The organism is Streptomyces sp. NPDC046805 (assembly GCF_040645355.1).
Classification (GTDB): Bacteria; Actinomycetota; Actinomycetes; order Streptomycetales; family Streptomycetaceae; genus Streptomyces.
Genome location: NZ_JBEYYC010000035.1, coordinates 73,834 through 94,368, shown reverse-complemented (window position 1 = coordinate 94,368; position 20,535 = coordinate 73,834). Strand labels below are relative to the sequence as shown.

Genomic DNA, 20,535 nt, shown 5'->3' with positions numbered 1-20,535 from the left:
CGGGGGGGGCGCGGGGGGGGGGGGGGGGGGGGGGCGGCGCCGCCCCCCCCCCCCCCACCCCCCGGTTCACGTGCCGCCGCGCGGGCCGGACAGGCTCGCCCGGCTGGTGACGTAGCCCTCCCGGCCGTGCTCCGCCGACAGGCTCATCGCGGCGGCCGTCCGCCGCGTCTGCATCGGCACCGCGCTCTCCGGGTGCAGCACGGGAGGCGTCGGCCCGGCCGGTCCCGCGAGCCCGGGGGCCGCGGCGCCGGTGCCGGGCGCGGGCAGGCCCGTCGGGGCACCGTCGACCGGCTTGTCGCCCGACGGCCTGCGGGCGCGGTACGCCGCCCGGTATGCGGCCGGGGACGAGCCGAGCTGACGGCGGAAGTGTCCGCGCAGGGCCACCGGCGAGCGGAAGCCGCAGCGGCCCGCCACCTCGTCCACCGAGTAGTCCGACGTCTCCAGCAGCCGCTGTGCCTGCAGCACCCGCTGCGTGATCAGCCACTGCAGCGGGGCGCTCCCGGTGAGCGAGCGGAATCGGCGGTCGAACGTGCGCCGGCTCATGTACGCACGCGCGGCCAGCGTCTCCACGTCGAACTGCTCGTGCAGATGCTCCAGCGCCCAGGCGACGACCTCGGCGAGAGGGTCGGCGCCGATCTCCTCGGGTAAAGAACGGTCCAGGTAGCGCTCCTGGCCTCCGCTCCGGCGCGGTGGGACGACGAGACGCCGGGCCAGCGCGCCGGCCGCCTCGTTGCCGTGGTCCGTCCGCACGATGTGCAGACACAGGTCGATCCCGGCGGCTGTACCGGCCGAGGTGAGCACGTCGCCGTCGTCGACGAACAGCTCGCGCGGATCGACGTGCACCGACGGGTAGCGCTTGGCCAGCGTCGGCGCGTACATCCAGTGGGTGGTGGCCGGGCGGCCGTCCAGCAGGCCGGCGGCGGCCAGGACGAACGCGCCGGTGCACAGCCCGACGATGCGGGCGCCCTCTTCGTGCGCCCGGCGCAGCGCGTCGAGCGCGTCCTCCGGTGGCGGAGAGGTGATCGAGCGCCAGGCCGGCACGACGACGGTGCCCGCCCGCGAGATCGCCTCCAGGCCGTGCGGCGCGGTGAGTTCGAGGCCCCCTGTGGTCCGCAGCGGGCCTTCCTCGCCGGCGGCCACCAGCAGTCGATAGCGCGGCACTCCGGCGTCCTGGCGGTCGATGCCGAACACCGACAGCGGTATGGAACTCTCGAAGATGGGGCCGCCGCTGAACAGCAGCACCGCGACGATCTCCTTGCGGCGTCGCCCGGACAGCTTCCGGACGGTGGCTTCCGGCGCGGCGGTGGAGTCGTGGCTCATACTGCTAAGCCCCCCTCGGTGGTCGCGGCTCCTCGGTTGTGTCGCTCCTGCACGTTTCCCCTCGGTCCTGCACGAGTCCCCCGCCGTAAGACAGTCAAGATCGAATCTACTTGGTCCCGCGGCGTCGCGGTGACCAGTTCCGCACCCCACACATTGTCGATATGGCAACTTGGCGTGAAGCATTCGATCACGAAGCGTTGCACTCGTGGAGCGTGCAGGGAAGTGCGCCTTGTCGCCGTGGCCAAAGCGCGTAGGGTGCGCAGGGCCTCGATGGCCCTTTCCGTGCAGGTGGAACGGTGGTTGGGGAGTGGTTCCGGCAAGTCCGGCCAGCCATCCAGAAGTTGGCTGAAAACCAACGGGCGCGTGCGCGGAAACCGGTCAGTCGACCGGTGTACTCCCCTCGTTGTGACGTCCGCCTCTTTGTGTGCCGCTTCTTTGTGCGGCGTCCGTCGGTGCGGTGTCGCTCTGTGCGGCCCCGCGTTCGGACCGGCGCAGCAGGACGAGACAGGCGCCGGTGACGGCGACGAGGCCGAGGGCGGTGCCCGCGGCGCCGGCGAGCGAGGTGCCGTACCAGAGGAGGACCACGGGGACGAGGACGCAGCTGAACACGGCCCAGCGGACCACGTCGCTCACGGTGTCCGGGGCGGGCTGCGGTTCGGGGGTGGGGCGCGGTCCGGACATGTCGTACTCCCTGTGGCGCCGCCCTGGCGGCGGCTCGTGGAGTTCAACGCGTGTTCGATCGGCCGGTCACTGTACGCAGCCGTAGCCGTCACCGTCTGTTGAATCCCGTGCAAACCGCCTGCACGAGGCACCAACCATTGCGTTACGGGCGCCGCTCGTGCATGCTCCGGTGAACCCCCACGGGTCTGCGCCGGATCTGGGCCGAGGGGGGCGTGCCGCCGTACCCTTGGGGGTATGGGGTTGGGAAGATGTTTCCCGGACACAGCTCCCGCACACTGTCGTCCCACCCGATCAAGGATCAATACGCCGAGACAGCCATGGCCGGTCACGAATTCCCCGAACCCGCGGACCGCAAGCGGCCGGTCGCCGACCCTACGGCGGCCGATCCCCTGGCGGCGGAAGAGGCACGTCCGTCGTGTGATCCCGCCTTCAAGCACGGGGTGGTCGTCGGCTTCGACGGCTCCACCTCCAGTGAGCGCGCCCTCGCCTACGCCATCGGCATGGCCCACCGCTCCGGCTCCGGCCTGATCATCGTGCACGTCGCCAACCGGCTGCCCACCACGGTGTGGGCGGGCTGCGAGCCCCCCGTCTTCGTCGACGTCCCGGACCACCGCACCGAGGTCCTCGGGCTCGAACTCGCCTGCGCGGACTATCTCGCCGAGGTGCCGTGGATCCTCGTCGAGCGCGGCGGCGACATCTGCCACGAACTCGAGGAAGTGGGGCGGGAGTACGAGGCCGACGCGATCGTCGTCGGCTCCACGCACGGGATCGTCGGGCGCATGTTCGGCTCCGTCGCCGGACGCCTCGCCAAGCGGGCGCAGCGCCCCGTCATCGTCATCCCCTGACCCGTCCTGCGCTGCGTCAACTCCCTTCGTGCAGCGGGAAACTACTTGCGCGTAGAAGTGTTTGCGCCTTTGTGAAGGGCATATACCGGTCACTGCGTGACAGCGCCCTACGGCGACTTCGCGACGTGCTGCCGGCCGGGGAGTGACGGCCACCGGTTGATGACAGCAGCACCGAAAAGGACCCCCACGTGCTGGTGGCACACGTGGGGGTCCCCTTTTTTTGCGCCTAAGCCGGCGCCGCTCTCGCGGAGGTGGTTGCTCGCCGTGGGGGTTGCGCAATGATCGCTCCCGCCGTGGCGGGAGTTTCTACTCCACCGTTACGGACTTCGCGAGGTTCCTCGGCTTGTCGATGTCGCGGCCCAGGGCCTTCGCCGTGTGGTAGGCGAGGAGCTGGAGCGGGATGCCCATCAGGATCGGGTCGAGCTCGTCCTCGTTCTTCGGGACGATCACCGTCTGGTCGGCCTTCTCCTGCTCCTGGTGGGCCACCGCGAGGATCTTGCCGCTGCGGGCCTTGATCTCCTCCAGGGCGGCGCGGTTCTTCTCCAGCAGGTCGTCGTCCGGGACGATCGCGACCGTCGGCAGGGCGGGCTCGATCAGGGCCAGCGGGCCGTGCTTGAGCTCGGAGGCGGGGTAGGCCTCGGCGTGGATGTACGAGACCTCCTTGAGCTTCAGGGAGGCCTCACGCGCCACCGGGTAGCCCCGGACGCGGCCGATGAAGAGCATCGAGCGGGCGTCGGCGTAGTTCTCGGCCAGCGCCTTGATCTCCTCCTCCTGCTTCAGGATCTCGGTGATCTGCTCGGGCAGCTTGCGCAGGCCCTCGATGATCCGCTTGCCGTCGCGCACGGACAGGTCGCGGGTGCGGCCCAGGTGCAGGGCGAGCAGCGCGAAGGCGACCGTGGTGTTGGTGAAGCACTTGGTCGAGACGACGCAGACCTCGGGGCCGGCGTGCACGTAGATGCCGCCGTCCGCCTCGCGGGCGATCGCCGAGCCGACCACGTTGACGACGCCGAGGACCCGCGCGCCCTTGCGCTTCAGCTCCTGGACGGCGGCCAGCACGTCGTAGGTCTCACCGGACTGGGAGACGGCGATGTACAGCGTGTCGGGGTCGACGACCGCGTTGCGGTAGCGGAACTCCGAGGCGGGCTCGGCGTCCGCGGGGATGCGGGCCAGCTCCTCGATCATCTGGGCGCCGATCATGCCCGCGTGGTACGAGGTTCCGCAGCCGAGGATCTTCACGCGGCGGATCTGGCGCGCCTCGCGGGCGCCCAGGTTCAGGCCGCCGAGGTGCACGGTGGAGAAGCGGTCGTCGATGCGGCCGCGCAGCACGCGGTCCACGGCGTCGGCCTGCTCGAAGATCTCCTTGTGCATGTAGGTGTCGTGGCCGCCCATGTCGTACGACTCGGCCTCCCACTCGACGGTGGTCGGCTCGGCGGTCGTGCGGGTGCCCTCGGTGGTGTACGTGCGGAAGTCGTCCGCCTTGAGGGTGGCCATCTCGCCGTCGTCCAGCGTCACTATCTGGCGCGTGTGGGCGACCAGCGCGGCGACGTCGGAGGCGACGAACATCTCCTTCTCGCCGATGCCGAGGACGACCGGGGAGCCGTTGCGCGCGACGACGATGCGGTCGGGGAAGTCGGCGTGCATGACCGCGATGCCGTACGTGCCCTCGACCACGCGCAGCGTCTCGCGGACCTTGTCCTCCAGCTTCTCGGCCGAGGAGCGGGCGATCAGGTGGACGAGGACCTCGGTGTCGGTCTCGGAGAGGAACTCGACGCCGTCCGCCTCCAGCTTGCGGCGCAGGTCCCCGGCGTTGTCGATGATGCCGTTGTGGACGACGGCGACCTTGCCGTCGGCCGACATGTGCGGGTGGGCGTTCACATCGGACGGGGCGCCGTGGGTGGCCCAGCGGGTGTGGGCGATGCCGGTGGTGCCCTTGAAGCGCGCCGGGACCTTGGCCTCCAGGTCGCGCACCCGGCCCTTGGCCTTGACCATCTTCAGGCCGGCCGCCTTGGGGGAGGTGACGACGATGCCCGCCGAGTCGTAGCCGCGGTACTCCAGCCGCTGCAGGCCCTCCAGGAGGAGAGGGGCGACGTCACGCTTGCCGATGTATCCGACAATTCCGCACATATACAGGCATTCCTCGGTCGTGGACTCTATTGACTGCGAGCTCCGTTGGGTGTGAGCTCGCCGGACTAGCCGTAGACCATACGGCGCAGCTGCCTGAGCGTGAGCTCCGGCGGTGCCACCGCCCGGTACTTCAGGTCCGCCCCGATCTGTTCGAAGATCGTCGCGTTCCCCAGGCCCTGTGCCTGGAGCTCGCGGTGGCGGCGACGGACGTAGTCCTGGGTCGTCTCGTCGAAGTAGGCGAGCACGTCCTGGATCACGCGCAGCGCCTCGCCCCGGCTCAGGGGCGTGGACCGCGTCAGATGATCAACAAGTTCGTCGTGCACCCGGTAGATCCTGGGGTACCGGCGACGGATTCGCAAGATTCCTGCCCGATATCGGGCACTGCGCTGGTTGAATCCCCGTCAGAGGCCGCCCTTTGTGTGGCTGACGTCACGACAAAAGGGGTGACATGGCTCACATCCGCCGGAGGATCGCCTGCTTCGCCATACCGAACTCCTCGTCCGTCAGGACGCCCGTGCGATGTAGCTCACCCAGTTCCCGCAGCCGTCGCAGCAGCGCGTCGTGGTCGTCCTCGAGGGCGAGAGCGGGCCGCTGCTCCGGGATTCCGGGCAGCCATGACCGTACGTCCGCGGCCGTCGCCGTGGACGGATGCGGCAGCCGTGCCTGTACGGCGGCCCCGATCAGCGCCATCAGCGGATCCTTCCTGAAGCCCCACAGCTCCACGGCGTGCGGGTCGTACTTCGGCGGCATCCTGGTGGCCGCGCCCCGCACGCCGAAGCGCAGGTGGCCGTTCTCCAGCCCGGCGGCCGGCTGCCACTCCACGACGGTGATGTCGCCGACGGCCAGGGTGCGGGACCCGGCGGCGGACTTGGCGTCCTCCGTCTTCCAGTTCCACTCCAGGCGCACCTGGTCGCCGTCGAAACTCGCGGTGCCGTCCCCGGCAGAGGCGCAGAGGGGGACGGCCGGACCCGGTAGCAGATACTCGGTCACCGGGCCCGACGGCACCTCGCCCAGCAGCAGGGCGGTGCGCACCTCGTCCACGAAGTACTCGGCGACCCCGGACCGGTCCGGCTCCACGGTCAGCAGATACGGATCGTCGGACTCGGCGAGGCGGCCGCCGGTCGCGTGCAGCAGCGGGTCGGCGCCGTCGCGCAGCCGCAGCCTGAGCCGCCCCGACCTCCTGCCCTGCTCGAACGAGATCCCGGCCAACGCACCCAGCGGGACGACCAGTTCGCCCAGTGTCCTGCGGAGCAGACCGACGCCCTTGTCCCGTCCCGGGGTCAGCCGCAGAGCATCACTGTCGAAGTTCCACGTGCCGCCCTTCTGGATGATTTCCGCCATGAGGGGGATTGTTTCATCGGTACTGCGAGAGAGCGGTCTCAACCGATACCGAAGGGAGCACATGTGAGACGGCACCACAGAACGACTCCCCGGATAACCCGCGTCCTCGGATCCCTGCTGCTCGTCGCCGCGGCGAGCGCCTTCACCGTGGGGGCGGCGCCGGCGCCCGAAGGGGCGGCGGTCCCGCTCGACCGGGTCGTACCGGCGCCCGCGTCGGTCGCCCCGGGCGGATCCCCGTACCGCATCACCCGTGACGCGCGGATCCGCGTCACCGACTCCCACGAGGTCCGCCGTGTCGGCGAGTACCTGGCGGGCATCCTGCGCCCGTCCACCGGCTACCCGCTGCCGGTGACGACGGACGGCGGCGGAGGCATCCAACTGCGCCTGAAGCCCGGCATGTTCGGTGCGGAGGGCTACCGGCTCGACAGCGGCCGCGGCGGCGTCACCATCACGGCGAGCGCGCCGGCCGGCCTCTTCCACGGCGTGCAGACCCTGCGTCAGCTGCTGCCCGCCGCCGTGGAGAAGAAGGACGTACAGCCCGGCCCCTGGACGGTCGCGGGCGGCACCATCAAGGACAGCCCCCGCTACGCCTACCGCGGCGCCATGCTCGACGTGTCCCGTCACTTCTTCACCGTCGGCCAGGTCAAGCGCTACATCGACCAGCTGGCCCTCTACAAGGTCAACAAACTCCACCTGCACCTCAGCGACGACCAGGGCTGGCGGATCGCCATCGACTCCTGGCCGCGCCTGGCCGCATACGGCGGCTCGACCGAGGTCGGCGGAGGCCAGGGCGGCTTCTACACCAAGGCCGACTACCAGGAGATCGTCCGCTACGCGGCCTCCCGCTACCTGGAGGTCGTGCCGGAGATCGACATGCCCGGCCACACCAACGCGGCCCTCGCCTCGTACGCCGAACTGAACTGCGACGGTACGGCGCCCCCGCTCTACACCGGCACCAACGTCGGCTTCAGCTCGCTGTGCGTGCCGAAGCAGATCACGTACGATTTCGTGGACGACGTGATCCGCGAGCTGGCGGCGCTCACCCCGGGCCGCTACCTCCACATCGGCGGCGACGAGGCGCACTCCACCAGCCATGACGACTACGTGGCGTTCATGGACCGGGTGCAGCCCCTCGTCGCCAAGTACGGCAAGACGGTCATCGGCTGGCACCAGCTGACCGGCGCCCACCCGGTCCCGGGCGCGCTGGCCCAGTACTGGGGTCTGGACGGCACCAGCGCCGCGGAGAAGGCCCAGGTCGCCCAGGCCGCGCAGGCCGGCACCGGGCTGATCCTGTCCCCGGCCGACCGGATCTACCTCGACATGAAGTACGACGAGAACACCCCGCTGGGGCTGCACTGGGCGGGGTATGTCGAGGTGCAGCGGTCGTACGACTGGGATCCGGGCACCTACCTCCCGGGTGCGCCGAGTTCGGCGATCCGCGGTGTCGAGGCCCCGCTGTGGTCGGAGACCGTCACCAAGTCGACCGACATCGAGTACATGGCCTTCCCCCGGATCGCGGGCGCGGCCGAGCTGGGCTGGTCGCCGGCGGCCACGCACGACTGGGACCGCTACAAGGTGCGGCTCGCGGCGCAGGGGCCGCGGTGGGACGCGCTGGGCATCACGTACTACAAGTCGCCTCAGGTTCCCTGGCCGGCGAGTTGATCCACGGCTGACGGGCACCCCGGAGGACCGTACTCCGGGGTGCCCGCCCGCCCCCCGTCCCCGGGTCAGAACCCGGCGATGGGGTTCCTCAGGGTGCCGACGAGCCGGAGCGCACCGGCCGGGTCCGCGAGGTCCACCATCTGCCGGTTGTCGCGCAGTTGGAGCCGGTTGAGGCAGGACAGCGCGAACTCCGGGGCGAATATGTCGTACTGCCGGAATCTGTCGGCGAGTTCGGGCACCGAGGCCTGATAGGCGCGGGTGACCTCCGCGACCGTGCGCCAGAAGTCGTCCTCGCTGAGGACCCCCTCGGCGGCGAGGTGCGCGGCGAGGAAGCGGAAGAAGCAGTCGAAGACGTCGGTGAAGACCGACAGGAGCTTCTTGTCCTCCGGGACCTCGACGCGGATGCGCCGGACCTCGGGCGGCACCGCGGCGTCCGGGTCCATGACGGCTATCTCCTCGGCGATGTCCTTGTAGATCGCCCGCTGGACCACGCCGTCCTTCAGGACCAGGATCACGTTCTCGCCGTGCGGCATGAACACCAAGTCGTAGGCATAGAAGCTGTGCAGGAGCGGGGTGAAGTAGGCCCGCAGGTAGCGGCGCAGCCACTCGACCGGCTCCAGCCCCGACCGCGCGATCAGCGCACCGGCGAAGGACGCGCCCTCGTGGTCCACATGGAGGAGGGACGCCATGGTGGCCAGGCCCTCGCCGTCCTCGAGGGACGGCACCGGGCTCTCGCGCCACAGCGCGGCCAGCATCTTGCGGTACGGCGAGTGGCGGTCGGTGGCCGCCTCGTACTCCAGGTGCCGGTAGCCCACCGCCGCCCGCTCGCGGATGATCGACAGGCCCGTCGCCTTCAGCACGGGGTCGTCGTCGATGAGCCGGGCCAGCCAGTCGTTGATGGCCGGGGTCGCCTCCATGTAGGCGGCCGAAAGCCCGCGCATGAAGCCCATGTTGAGCACGGAGAGGGCGGTCTTGACGTAGTGCTTGTGCGGGGCGGAGGTGTTGAAGAAGGTCCGGATGGACTGCTGGGCCAGGTACGCGTCGTCGCCCTCGCCCAGGCAGACCAGGTGCCTGCGGGCGACCTCGGCGGCGAACGTGACCGTGAGCTTGTTCCGCCACTGCCAGGGGTGGACGGGTATGAGGAGGTAGTCGTCCGCATCGAGGCCCCGGTCGGTGAGCTGCCGGGCGAAGCGCTCGACGGTCTCGTCCCCCAACTCCCCACGGATGAAGGGCTCGTACTCGATCCCGGCACCCGCCGTGAACGCCGCCCGCGAGCGGTGCGCGGCCAGCCACACCAGCCGGACCGGGCTCGCGGTCTCGGGGGCGTACGCCAGGTACTCGTGGATGCCGAAGCCGAGCCGGCCGTTGTTGGCGACGAAGCAGGGGTGGCCCTCGGTCATGCCGGTCTCGATCGCCTGGAAGCCGCTCGCCGCGAGGCCGGCGGAGGTGACCTGCGGCTTGGTGAGCTTGTAGCAGGTGCCGGAGAGGGTGGCGGAGATCTCCTCCAGGTAGACCGGGAGGACCTCGTCGCTCAGGCCCAGCGTCTGCTTCAGCTCGATGAGGAAGTCCAGGGCGGCGAGCGGGAGTTCGTCGCCGCCGCGGGTGCGGGTGATCGAGGCGGCGTCCACCTGCCAGTGGTCGAGGGCGTGGCGGACGGCGGTGAAGCGGTAGCCGGTGAGGCCGTCGTCGCTGCGGACGATGTACGCGTCCCCGTCCCGCTCCGGGGTGATCAGGCGCTCGTGCGCGAACTCGGCGAGCGCCTTGCGGACGAGCAGCCGGTTGGCCCGCTCCCAGCGCTCGGGGGAGAGGTGGGCCACGGAGTCGGCGAGGCTCATGCGGACACCGCCTTCTCGAACTGCTCGCGGGTGCAGAAACTCAGCAACGCCTTCTTCTCCGGCTTCCGGATCTCCCGTTCGGGCACGAACCCGACGGCCTCGTTCAGGGCGTGTACGGCCGTGTTGCGGACGTCCGGCTCGACGACGACCCGGGCGGTGGCCGGGTCGGCGAAGAGGTGTGCCATCACGGCGGTGATGACGGCGCGCGTGAACCCGTGCACGGGCGTGACCGCGGGCGCGACGAGGAAGTGCATGCCGACGTCGCCGGGTTCGGCCTCGTACAGCCCGACCAGCTCGCGACGGGCCGGGTCGTACCTCTCCAGGAGGAGGACGGGGGCCTCGTCCAGCAGCCCGAGCAGGGCGTGGTGGTGTTCGTCGGCCGCGATCTCGCCGTAGGCCCGCTCGACGTCCGCCACCGAGGCGTCCCGCATCATCCAGAAGGCGGCCTTGGGGTGGGTGACCCAGGCGTGCAGCAGCTCTGCGTCCTGGGCGGGGTTCAGCGGGCGGAACGTGAAGGTCATGCTGCGAACTCCTGGAACGCGATCGTCTTCTCGACCGGGTAGTACGCGCTGCCGAGCAGCTCACGGATGATGTAGCTGTTGCGGTAGGCGCCCATGCCCAGGTCGGGGCTGGTGATGCTGTGGGTGTGCACCCCGGCGTTCTGGAGGAAGACGCCTCGGCCGGTGGTGTCGATGGCGTAGTTGCGGGCGACGTCGAAGTTGCCGTGCGCGTCGTAGCGCAGCCGGTCGCGGACGGGCTTCAGGAACTCCGGCTCGCTGTACCGGTAACCGGTGGCCAGGATCAGGCCCTCGGAGCGCAGCTCGTAGTCCTTCTCCTGCTCCTCCTGGCGCAGACCCAGGGTGTACGTGCCGTTGTCGTGACGCGCGCTGGTGAGGGAGGAGTTGGTGAGCAGGCGAGTGGGGAGCGGGCCGGCGAGGCTTTTCTGGTACAGCAGGTCGAAGATGTCGTTGATCAGGTCGCCGTCGATGCCCTTGAACAGGCCCTTCTGCCGGTCCGTGAGGCGGTAGCGGGTCGCTTCCGGCAGGGCGTGGAAGTAGTCGACGTACTCCGGGCTCGTCATCTCCAGCGTGAGCTTCGTGTACTCCAGTGGGAAGAAGCGCGGGGAGCGGGTGACCCAGTTCAGCCGGTAGCCGTGGACGTCGATCTCGCCGAGCAGGTCGTGATAGATCTCTGCGGCGGACTGCCCGCCGCCGACCAGCGTGATCGACTCCTTCGCCTGGAGCTCTGCCTTGTGCCGCAGATAGCGGGAATTGTGGAGGAAGTCGCCGCCCAGACCGCGGCAGGCCTCCGGGATGTGCGGGGGCGTGCCGGTGCCGAGGATCAGGTGGCGGGCGCGGAACTCCTCACCGGCCGTGGTGCGTACGACGTAGACCTCGTCCTCGTCCTCGTACGTCACCTCGGTGACCGTCGTGTCGAAGCGGACGCTGCTCAGCCTGCCGGCCGCCCAGCGGCAGTAGGCGTCGTACTCGACGCGGAGCGGATAGAAGTTCTCGCGGATGTAGAACGGGTACAGACGGCCCTGCTCCTTCAGGTAGTTGAGGAAGGAGTACGGCGACGTCGGGTCGGCCAGGGTGACCAGGTCCGACAGGAACGGGGTCTGGAGGTGGGCGCCTTCGAGGAACATCCCGGAGTGCCACTCGAAGTCGGGCTTGGACTCCAGGAAGACCCCGTCGAGTTCGGCGATCGGCTCGGTGAGGCAGGCGAGACCCAGGTTGAAGGGGCCGAGCCCGATGCCGACGAAGTCGTGACTCCGGTGCGGGGATTCAGGACGCGCGGTCAAGGGACTCTCCCAGGTACTGCTCGGCGTGGCCGGCGATGAGGTCGAGGACGGCGGCGATGTCGGCCGGTGTGGTCTCCGGGTTGAGCAGGGTGAACTTCAGGTAGTGGCGGCCGTCGACCTTGGTGCCCGCGACCACGGCCGCACCGGAGGCGAAGAGCGCCCCGCGCGCGTACAGGTTGGCGCGGTCGATCTCGGCCGGGTCGGCGATCTCCGCGGGGACGCAGCGGAAGACGAGGGTGGACAGGGACGGCCGGACCACGACGTCGAAGCGCGGGTCGGCGGCCAGCAGCTCCCAGCCCGCCGCCGCCAGGTCGCAGACCTCGTCGAAGAGTGCGCCGATGCCGTCGGCGCCCATGGTGCGCAGCGTCATCCACAGCTTGAGCGCGTCGAAGCGGCGGGTGGTCTGCAGGGACTTGTCGACCTGGTTGGGGATGCGTTCCTCAGTCATGCGGCGGGGGTTGAGGTACTCCGCGTGGTAGGTGGCGTGCCGCAGGGTGTGCGCGTCCCGGACCAGCACGGCGGACGAACTCACCGGCTGGAAGAAGGACTTGTGGTAGTCGACGGTGACCGAGTCGGCGCGCTCGATGCCGTCGATGCGGCCGCGGTGTCTGCGGGAGACGAGCAGCCCGCAGCCGTAGGCCGCGTCGACGTGCAGCCACACCCCGAACCGGTCGCACAGCTCGGCGATCTCGGGCAGCGGGTCGATGGAGCCGAAGTCGGTGGTGCCGGCGGTGGCGACGACGGCCATGACGGTCAGCCCGTCGCGCGCGCAGCGCTCCAGCTCGCGGGCGAGGGCGACGGTCTGCAGCCGCTTGTCGTGGTCCACCGGGAGGGAGACGACCGCATCCGGGGCCAGGCCGAGCAGCCTGGCCGACTTCGTGACGCTGAAGTGGCTGACCTCGGAGGTGAGGACGCGGAGTTCCGCGAGGTCGTCGGTCTTGGCCTCCTCGCGCGCCAGCAGCAGCGCCTGGAGGTTGGACTGGGTGCCGCCGGAGGTGAACACGCCGTCGGCGGACGGCCCGAGACCGATCCGGGCCGCCGTCCAGTCGATGAGCTTGCGCTCGATGAGGGTGCCGCCGGCCGACTGGTCCCAGGTGTCGAGGGAGGAGTTGACCGCGGAGAGCACCGCCTCGCCGAGCACCGCCGGGATGACCACCGGGCAGTTGAGGTGGGCGAGGTAGCGGGGGTGGTGGAAGAAGACCGCGTCACGGAGGTAGACGTCCTCGAGTTCGTCCAGCACCGCGGCGGTGTCGCCCAGCGGGCGGTCGAGGTCGATCCGCTCGATGGCGGGAGCGAGGCGGTCGACCGTGACGCCGGTGAACGGACGGTCGGTGGTGGCGAGTTTCGCCGCCACCCGCTCGACCCCTTCGGTCACGGAGCGGCGGTAGTGCTCCGCGGTGAGGCCGTTGAGCAGGTGCGAGCGCATGTGAGGGTCCTCCGGGAAGGCAGTCCGTACGGGACGGGAGAAGAACGGAGTCGCGCGACTTAACCTTAGGTTAGCCTAACCTAAGTTGTTTAGGGGGTGCCGCGCCGCCCGTGACTGCCGTTACTGGTCCCGTAGTTACTCCGTCTGCCGGAGCTGCTCCTCGCTCACGCCCTGCCGCCAGTAGCCGACGAAGGTGACGCGCCGGCGGTCGAAGCCGCGCTCGCCGACGAAGTGCCGCCGCAGCGCCTTCACCTGCCCGGCCTCGCCCGCGATCCAGGCGTACGGTCGTGTGGCGTGCGGAAGTTGAGCGGCACGCAGGGTGCCGGCGGCCGGGGGAGTCCGGTCGTCCCGGACCATCCAGGTGATCTCCGCGTCCGACTCGGTCGCCACGTCCTGGATGTCACCGGCGTGCGGCACCTCCAGCCAGGCGCGGGCGCGCGTGCCGGGCGGCAGGGACTCCAGGATTGCGCAGGCGGCGGGTGCGGCGGTCTCGTCGCCCCATAGGACGACGAGGTCGGTGTCCTCGGGTGGGCGGAAGCGGATCGCGCGGTTGTCGGCGACCGCCGGTCCGAGGAGGAGGACGCGGTCACCGGCGCGTGCGTCGGCCGCCCAGCGGGATGCCGGACCGGCGGGGGTGGGGGCGCCGGGCTCGACGCCGTGCAGGGCGAAGTCGATGTCGATCTCGTCGGGAGCGCGGCGCAGGGCGCGCAGGGTGTACGAGCGCATCACCGCCCGTACGTCGTCCGGGAGTTCGCGCCAGCCCTGCCACCACCCGTCACCCCGCTCGACGGGCACGACGGGCTCGCTCTGCCCCGGGTGCGGCAGGAACAGCGACAGGGACTGGTCGCGCCCGTCGGAGTGGAAGGCGCGCAGGTCAGGTCCGGTGAAGGTGATCCGGACCAGAGACGAGCCGAGCCGCCTCGTCCATGCGACCTGGAGGGAGAAGAAGCGGAACGGGGCGGCTGCGGCCGTTGTCATGAGGGCTCCTGAGATGCGGTTCAGGAAGGACTGGGGGTCAGCTGACCTTCTTGGCCGTCTCGATGGCCTTCGCGAGGTCCTCGAGGAGCGGGGCGCACTTGTCGTACGACAGGATCGGCTCGGGGGTGCGGGGGATGACCTGGCCGGCCTTGACCGCGGGGAGCTTCCTCCAGGTGGCCTCGGTGATGTCGGCGGGCTGGATGGCCGAGGTGCGGTTGTCCATCATGATGATGTCCGCGTCGTACTTGTCGACGTTCTCCCAGCTCAGCGACTCGAACCAGCCGCCGCCCTGGGCCTTGGCCTTCTCCGGGGGCTCCACGAAGCGCACGCCGAGGGCCTTGAAGTACTCCAGGTCGACGGAGAGGTGGGAGCCGGAGACGTAGAACAGGTCCTGGCTCGCGGAGGCGGCCATGACCTTGATGTGGGGCTTGGCCTTGGCGGCGGCGCGCAGCCGGGCGGCGGTGTCCTCGAAGCGCTTCCGGGCCTGCGTGACCTTGCCGGAGGTGGTGTCGGCGCCGAGGGACTCGGCGAGCGCCAGCATGCGTGCGAGCGGCTCGGTCAACTGGCGGTCGTAGACGGAGATGCCGACGCTCGGGGCGCCGACGGCCTCGATCTTCTTCTTCGACTCCTCCGGGACGTACCAGAGGGTGCCCGCCTTGTCGAACATCGTGGAGACGAGCAGATCGGGCGCGAGGGAGGCGTACTTCTCGATGTTGAACTGGCCCCACTCGTTGCCGAGGACGGTCACCTTGCTGACGTCCATGTCGCCGGCCTGGACGTCGGCCTTGCCGCCCTTGGTCTTCGTCGGGCCGAAGACGCCCTTGACGTGGATGCCGTAGTCGTACAGCGCGGCGGCGACACCCGTGAACGCGACGATGTTCGCCGGGACCCGGTCGGCCTTGGCGGTCCGCCCTCGGTCGTCCTTGAACGTCCAGGGGCCGGACTTGGCCGCGGCCGCCCCGCCGCCCGAGCCACCGTTTTTCGCGTCGCCGCCACCGCATGCGGCGAGCGCGGCGCCGAGGCCGATGACACCGCCTGCCGCGAGGATGCCGCGACGGGTGGGGTGGGTGGCACGGGCGTTGGGCATGGCTGTCACTGCTTTCGGCACGGGGCTGAACGCCCGCCGGACAAGGTTCAAGATAGGTTAGCCTAACCTCACTAGTTGTGTCTGTTCGTGACGAGCCCGTCCCTCTACGTTGAGAGTTCAACACCGTTGAACGGCCGGCGGAGGTGGCGTGACGAGCGCGGCGGACGTGGCAGACGTGGCGGACGTGGAAGCGGTGGTGCGCGGGGAAGCGGCACTGCTGGAGGACGATCTGGCGCGGTTCATCGGCTCGTTGGCGGCCGCGCTGGCACAGGCGAGTCCTGGGGCGGCGGTGTCCGCGTACGACGCGGCGCTGCGGCGCGCCCTGTACGACCCGGTCGCCGATGTCGTCGGATCCAAGGTGGGACAGGCGGCGCTCCCGCTCGCCGCCGGGGCCCCCGGCGGCCGGGCCCCGCTGCGTCCGTCGAACTACCGGGGCTTCCCCGACGAGGCCGGTCACGAGGACTCCCCGGCGGACCTGGGCGCGGTGCGCCGTACGGCGGTGGCGGTGCGGATCCTGCTGAAGGCCGCCGTCGTGCTCGACGACATCCAGGACGGCAGCGGCGTCCGCTACGGAGAGCCCGCGCTCCATGTCACCCATGGCGTGCCGCTCGCCCTCAACACCGGGTCCTGGCTGATCATGGCCGCGCTGCGGCACGCGTCCGCTCCGGTCGTCGTCGACAGCCTGGTGCGGTCGGTCGGCAGGGGCCTGCGGGGGCAGGCCGTCGACATCGCCACGCGCTCGGCCCGCACCCGGGCCGACCTGGCGGCCGCGCCCCACGATGCGCGGGTGGAGTTCTGGGAGTCGACGGCCGCGCTCAAGACCGGGACGCTGTTCCGGATGCCGCTCGACGCGGCGGTGGCGGCCCTGGACGTCGTGGAGGACGAGCGGCACGTCCTGGACGACGCCATGCGCCGACTCGGGCTCGCGAGCCAGCTGTTCAACGACCTGACCGACTTCGTGCCCGAACTCGGCGGGGCCAACACCCACGAGGACTTCGACGGACTGGGCAACCGGGTCTTCCTCGAACTGCTCGACTCCGGACCGCCCGCCGAGTGCGAGACGGGTCGACTGAGCGGCGAGCGGCTTAAGTCGTTCGTACTCGGCCATCCGGAACTGCGGGCGACACTGCTCCGGCTCGCCGCGGAAGCGGTCGAGTGGAAGCGCGCGGCCAAGGAGGCCGTCCACGGCGTGTGCCGCAGCGAGCGCAGTGCGGCGTACTTCGACCTGACGATCGAACGCAAGGGGCACCTCATGGAGCGTCTTCTTCAGGTGCTCCGGCAGCGGGGCCACCGCCCGTGACGGTCGGGCGCACGCGTCCGCGGTGAACGCCGGCCGGGCGGTCCGGGTGGGGGTGACCCGGTCGGCGCCCGGCCGGCCTCCGGGCTCAGCCCGCCAACCCCAGCTCCCGGGCGATGAGCATCCGCTGCACCTCGCTCGTGCCCTCGCCGATCTCCAGGATCTTGGAGTCGCGCCACATGCGGGCCACCGGGTACTCGTTCATGAAGCCGTAGCCGCCGTGGATCTGGGTGGCATCGCGGGCGTTGTCCACGGCGATCGTGGAGGAGTAGAGCTTGGCGAGCGCCGCCTCCTTCTTGAAGGGCTCGCCGGTCACCAGGCGGGAGGCCGCGTCGCGCCATGCCAGGCGGGACGTATGGGCCTTCATCTCCATGTCGGCGATCTTGAACTGGATGGCCTGGTTGGCGCCGATCGGACGGCCGAACGCGTGCCGCTCCTTCGCGTACTTCACCGACTCGTCCACGCAGCCCTGCGCCAGGCCGGTCGCGAGGGCCGCGATGGCGATGCGGCCCTCGTCGAGGATGCGCAGGAACTGCGCGTAGCCGCGGCCCTCCTCGCCGAGCAGGTTCGCCGCCGGGACCCGGACGTCCGCGAAGGACAGCTCACGGGTGTCCGAGGCGTTCCAGCCGACCTTCGAGTACGGGGCGGCGACGGTGAAGCCCGGGGTGCCGGACGGCACGATGATCGAGGAGATCTGCGGCTTGCCGTCGGGCTTGCGGCCCGTCACCGCGGTGACCGTCACCAACCCCGTGATGTCCGTGCCCGAGTTGGTGATGAAGCACTTGCTGCCGTTGATCACCCACTCGTCGGTCTCCGGGTCGAGCCGCGCCGTCGTCCGGGTCGCCCCCGCGTCCGAACCGCCGTCGGGTTCCGTGAGGCCGAACGCGCCCAGCATCTCGCCCGAGCACAGCCCCGGCAGCCACCTACGCTTCTGCTCCTCGGTCCCGAAGAGGTGGATCGGCATCGCGCCCAGGGAGACGCCGGCCTCGAGCGTGATCGCCACCGACGAGTCGACCCGGGCCAGTTCCTCCAGCGCGATGCCCAGCGCCAGATAGTCGCCGCCCATGCCGCCGTACTCCTCGGGGAACGGCAGGCCGAACAGGCCCATGCGGCCCATCTCGCGCACGATCTCGTACGGGAACTCGTGCCGCTCGTAGAAGTCGCCGATCTTCGGCGCCACGACGTCGTGCGCGAACTCCTCCACCGTACGGCGGAGTTCCTCCAGCTCGGGGGAGAGACGGTGGTCCATGCTGATCACTGGTCCTTGTGGGAGAGAGCGCGGACGGTGCGGGACGGACTGGGTCGGTCCAGGTGCGCGGCCATCCACACGCTGGTGGCGGTGAGACGGTCGAGGTCGACCCCGGTGTCGATGCCGAGGCCCTGGAGCATCCACACGAGGTCTTCGGTGGCGAGGTTTCCGGTGGCGGACTTGGCGTACGGGCAGCCGCCGAGTCCTCCGGCGGAGGAGTCGATCGTCGTGACGCCGTGTTCCAGGGCCGTGTAGGTGTTGGCGAGTGCCTGGCCGTACGTGTCGTGGAAGTGCACGCCGATCACGTCGGTCGGTACGCCCTCCTCGTTGAGGAGGGCGAGGAGGGTGCGCACATGGCCCGGGGTGGCGACGCCGATCGTGTCGCCGAGGCTCAGCTCGTCGCAGCCCATGTCCCGCAGGGCCTTGCAGACGCGGACCACCTGGTGCGGGGGGACGGCGCCCTCCCAGGGGTCGCCGAAGCACATGGAGACGTAGCCGCGCACCTGCGCGCCCGCCTCCTTCGCGCGCCGCACGACCGGCTCGAACACCGCCAGCGACTCGTCCAGCGAGCGGTTGAGGTTCGCCCGCGCGAAGGACTCGGTGGCACTGGCGAAGACGGCGATGTCACGCGCGCCGAGGGCGAGGGCGCGGTCGAGCCCCCGGTCGTTCGGCACGAGGACCGGCAGACGTACCCCCGGCAGGTCACTCACCAGCGGGAACAGCTGCTCGGCGTCGGCGAGTTGGGGCACCCACTTGGGGTGGACGAAGCTCGTCGCCTCGATCGTCGTCAGGCCCGCGTCGGCCAGCTTGCGGATGAAGTCCGCCTTGACCTCCGTCGGAACGGCCAGCCTCTCGTTCTGCAGCCCGTCGCGCGCGCCGACCTCGTAGATCCGCACCCGTGCGGGCAGACCCTCGGTCGGTACGGTCATGGGAAGCCCGAGCTCGGTCATCCCTCAGCCACCCCTTCCTCGTCGTGTGGCGCGATGACGGCCAGCACCTGGTCCATCGCGACCGTCGTGCCGGGCCGCACGTCCAGCTCGGCGACCGTGCCGGCGTGCGGGGCGGAGATGACGTGCTCCATCTTCATCGCCTCCACCACCAGCAGGCTCTGCCCGGCGGTCACCTCGTCGCCGACCGCCACCTTCACGACGGTGACCGTGCCGGGCATCGGCGCGGTGAGCGAGTCGGCGCCCGCGTGCCCGGCCCGGGTGAGGGCCGCGGCCACCGGGTCGTGGTCGCGCACGTGCCAGGCGTCGCCGTCGCGGCCGAGCCAGTCGGCGGCGCGGCGGAAGGTGTGGCGGACTTCGTCGAGGGCGACGGCCACCGTGTCGTCGGTGACGGTGTGGGTGCCGCGCGGGACGTACTCGACGGGTTCGGTCACCCGCAGCGGGAAGCCCACCGGCTTCGGCGTGCCGCCCAGCCGCCAGCCGCTCGGCACGGAGAACGGGTCGGTCCAGCCCGCGCCGCCCGGCTTCAGCGCTTCGAGGCGTACGGCCGCCGCCGCCTCGTACACCTCCTCCGGTACGTCCGTGGAGACCAGTTCGTCCACCACCCGCTCGACCAACCCGGTGTCCAACTCGCCCGACACCACCGCCGGATGGGCCAGCAGCCGGCGCAGGAACCCGGCATTGGTCTGCACGCCCAGCGTGACCGTCTCCGCGAGGGCCGCCCGGAGCTTGCGCAGCGCGGTCTCCCGGTCGGGGCCGTACGCGATCACCTTGGACAGCATCGGGTCGTACAGGCTGCCCACTTCGGTGCCCTCGCTGAGCCCGGAGTCGGTGCGGATGCCGTCGCCCTGGGGTTCGTTCAGCAGCAGGACCGTGCCGCCCGACGGAAGGAACCCGCGCGCGGGGTCCTCGGCGCAGATGCGGGCCTCGACGGCGTGGCCGGTGAGCTCGATGTCCCCTTGGGCGAACGGCAGTCGCTCGCCCGCCGCCACCCGCAGCTGCCACTCCACCAGGTCCAGGCCGGTGATGAACTCGGTGACCGGGTGCTCCACCTGGAGGCGGGTGTTCATCTCCATGAAGTAGTACGACGACGGGTCGCGGCCCGGCACGATGAACTCCACCGTGCCCGCGCCCCGGTACCCGCACGAGCGTGCCGCCTGCACGGCCGCCTCGCCCATCGACGCGCGCGTGGCCTCGTCGAGGAGCACGCTCGGCGCCTCCTCGATGATCTTCTGGTGGCGTCGCTGGAGCGAGCACTCGCGCTCGCCGAGGTGGACGACATTGCCGTGGCCGTCGGCCAGCACCTGGATCTCGATGTGCCGGGGCCGGTCGACCCACCGCTCCACGAGGAGCGTGTCGTCGCCGAAGGAGGCGCGGGCCTCGCGGCGGGCGGCCGCGATCTCGTCCTCCAGGGCCGTCAGCTCCCGCACCAGCCGCATGCCCTTGCCGCCACCGCCCGCGGACGGCTTGAGCAGCACCGGCACGCCGATCTCCCGTGCGGCGTCGGCGAGTTCGGCGTCGGACAGCCCGCTGCCGCTCGAACCCGGCACGACCGGAACCCCGGCCGCCTTCACCGTCTCCTTGGCGCGGATCTTGTCGCCCATGAGGGAGATCGCGTCCGCGGAAGGGCCGATGAAGACCAGCCCGGCCTCCTCGCAGGCGCGCGCGAAGTCGGCGTTCTCCGCGAGGAAGCCGTACCCGGGATGCACCGCCTGGGCGCCGGTCCGGGCCGCCGCCTCCAGGAGCCGCGGCACGGACAGATAGCTCTCGGCCGCGGGCGCCGGGCCGATGCGTACCGCCGTGTCGGCCTCCCGTACGTGTCGTGCGTCGGCGTCGGCATCCGAGAAGACGGCCACCGAGCGCACGCCCAGCAAGCGCAGCGTCCGGATGACGCGTACGGCGATCTCGCCCCGGTTGGCCACCAGCACTGTGTCGAACATGG

17 protein-coding genes are annotated in these 20,535 nt (G+C 70.7%); 3 read left to right on the top strand and 14 right to left on the bottom strand.

Going from position 1 to position 20,535, the window contains the following annotated elements:
• Positions 1–66: 66 nt before the first annotated feature.
• Complete coding sequence (locus ABZ910_RS30625) at positions 67–1,320, bottom strand: helix-turn-helix domain-containing protein (RefSeq protein WP_361371312.1); 1,254 nt, start codon at positions 1,318–1,320, stop codon at positions 67–69.
• 378 nt (positions 1,321–1,698) lie between these two features.
• On the bottom strand, positions 1,699–2,001 hold the full coding sequence (locus tag ABZ910_RS30620) for a hypothetical protein (RefSeq protein ID WP_361371309.1): 303 nt from the start codon (positions 1,999–2,001) through the stop codon (positions 1,699–1,701).
• Between the two features lie 317 nt (positions 2,002–2,318).
• Between ABZ910_RS30620 and ABZ910_RS30615 the strand changes: the two genes are divergently transcribed.
• Positions 2,319–2,846, top strand: a complete 528-nt coding sequence (locus ABZ910_RS30615; RefSeq protein WP_361371306.1) for a universal stress protein — start codon at positions 2,319–2,321, stop codon at positions 2,844–2,846.
• Between the two features lie 306 nt (positions 2,847–3,152).
• Here the strand turns inward: ABZ910_RS30615 and glmS are convergent, their stop codons facing one another.
• The 3 genes from glmS to ABZ910_RS30600 form a co-directional block, all read right to left on the bottom strand.
• Positions 3,153–4,970, bottom strand: coding sequence for a glutamine--fructose-6-phosphate transaminase (isomerizing) (glmS, locus tag ABZ910_RS30610; protein ID WP_361371303.1), 1,818 nt, complete (start codon positions 4,968–4,970; stop codon positions 3,153–3,155).
• Positions 4,971–5,035: 65 nt separating this feature from the next.
• Positions 5,036–5,293, bottom strand: coding sequence for a hypothetical protein (locus ABZ910_RS30605; RefSeq protein ID WP_361371300.1), 258 nt, complete (start codon positions 5,291–5,293; stop codon positions 5,036–5,038).
• 130 nt (positions 5,294–5,423) lie between these two features.
• A complete protein-coding gene (locus tag ABZ910_RS30600) occupies positions 5,424–6,311 on the bottom strand; it encodes a DUF4429 domain-containing protein (RefSeq protein WP_361371297.1) in 888 nt (295 codons plus the stop codon).
• 63 nt (positions 6,312–6,374) lie between these two features.
• Here ABZ910_RS30600 and ABZ910_RS30595 point away from each other — a divergent pair, with 63 nt between their 5' ends.
• Complete coding sequence (locus ABZ910_RS30595; protein ID WP_361371294.1) at positions 6,375–7,973, top strand: beta-N-acetylhexosaminidase; 1,599 nt, start codon at positions 6,375–6,377, stop codon at positions 7,971–7,973.
• A gap of 65 nt (positions 7,974–8,038) precedes the next feature.
• Here the strand turns inward: ABZ910_RS30595 and ABZ910_RS30590 are convergent, their stop codons facing one another.
• The 6 genes from ABZ910_RS30590 to ABZ910_RS30565 form a co-directional block, all read right to left on the bottom strand.
• On the bottom strand, positions 8,039–9,808 hold the full coding sequence (locus ABZ910_RS30590) for an IucA/IucC family siderophore biosynthesis protein (RefSeq protein ID WP_361371291.1): 1,770 nt from the start codon (positions 9,806–9,808) through the stop codon (positions 8,039–8,041).
• Positions 9,805–10,329 carry a GNAT family N-acetyltransferase gene (locus ABZ910_RS30585; protein ID WP_361371288.1) on the bottom strand — a complete coding sequence of 175 codons (525 nt, stop codon included), beginning with the start codon at positions 10,327–10,329 and terminating at the stop codon, positions 9,805–9,807. Before ABZ910_RS30585 ends, ABZ910_RS30590 begins: the two co-directional genes overlap by 4 nt.
• Complete coding sequence (locus tag ABZ910_RS30580; RefSeq protein WP_361371285.1) at positions 10,326–11,609, bottom strand: lysine N(6)-hydroxylase/L-ornithine N(5)-oxygenase family protein; 1,284 nt, start codon at positions 11,607–11,609, stop codon at positions 10,326–10,328. Before ABZ910_RS30580 ends, ABZ910_RS30585 begins: the two co-directional genes overlap by 4 nt.
• Positions 11,593–13,035 (bottom strand): lysine decarboxylase DesA, encoded by a 1,443-nt coding sequence (gene desA / locus ABZ910_RS30575; RefSeq protein ID WP_361371282.1) that lies wholly within the window; start codon positions 13,033–13,035, stop codon positions 11,593–11,595. The genes ABZ910_RS30580 and desA overlap by 17 nt, the downstream gene beginning before the upstream one ends.
• Positions 13,036–13,170: 135 nt before the next feature.
• Complete coding sequence (locus ABZ910_RS30570) at positions 13,171–14,013, bottom strand: siderophore-interacting protein (RefSeq protein ID WP_361371279.1); 843 nt, start codon at positions 14,011–14,013, stop codon at positions 13,171–13,173.
• Positions 14,014–14,050: 37 nt separating this feature from the next.
• Entirely contained in the window at positions 14,051–15,100 is a 1,050-nt protein-coding gene (locus ABZ910_RS30565) for an ABC transporter substrate-binding protein (RefSeq protein ID WP_361371276.1), read from the bottom strand.
• A gap of 148 nt (positions 15,101–15,248) precedes the next feature.
• Between ABZ910_RS30565 and ABZ910_RS30560 the strand changes: the two genes are divergently transcribed.
• Positions 15,249–16,400, top strand: a complete 1,152-nt coding sequence (locus tag ABZ910_RS30560) for a polyprenyl synthetase family protein (protein ID WP_361371273.1) — start codon at positions 15,249–15,251, stop codon at positions 16,398–16,400.
• A gap of 85 nt (positions 16,401–16,485) precedes the next feature.
• On the opposite strand, the gene ABZ910_RS30555 is transcribed toward ABZ910_RS30560, so the two are convergent.
• The 3 genes from ABZ910_RS30555 to ABZ910_RS30545 are packed head-to-tail and all read right to left on the bottom strand — an operon-like array spanning position 16,486 to position 20,533.
• A complete protein-coding gene (locus ABZ910_RS30555) occupies positions 16,486–17,646 on the bottom strand; it encodes an acyl-CoA dehydrogenase family protein (RefSeq protein WP_361371270.1) in 1,161 nt (386 codons plus the stop codon).
• Between the two features lie 5 nt (positions 17,647–17,651).
• The gene (locus ABZ910_RS30550) at positions 17,652–18,596 is read right to left on the bottom strand and encodes a hydroxymethylglutaryl-CoA lyase (RefSeq protein WP_361371268.1); all 945 of its coding nucleotides are present in this window, start codon (positions 18,594–18,596) and stop codon (positions 17,652–17,654) included.
• Positions 18,593–20,533 carry an acetyl/propionyl/methylcrotonyl-CoA carboxylase subunit alpha gene (locus tag ABZ910_RS30545; RefSeq protein ID WP_361371265.1) on the bottom strand — a complete coding sequence of 647 codons (1,941 nt, stop codon included), beginning with the start codon at positions 20,531–20,533 and terminating at the stop codon, positions 18,593–18,595. The genes ABZ910_RS30550 and ABZ910_RS30545 overlap by 4 nt, the downstream gene beginning before the upstream one ends.
• Between the last annotated feature and the right edge of the window lie 2 nt (positions 20,534–20,535).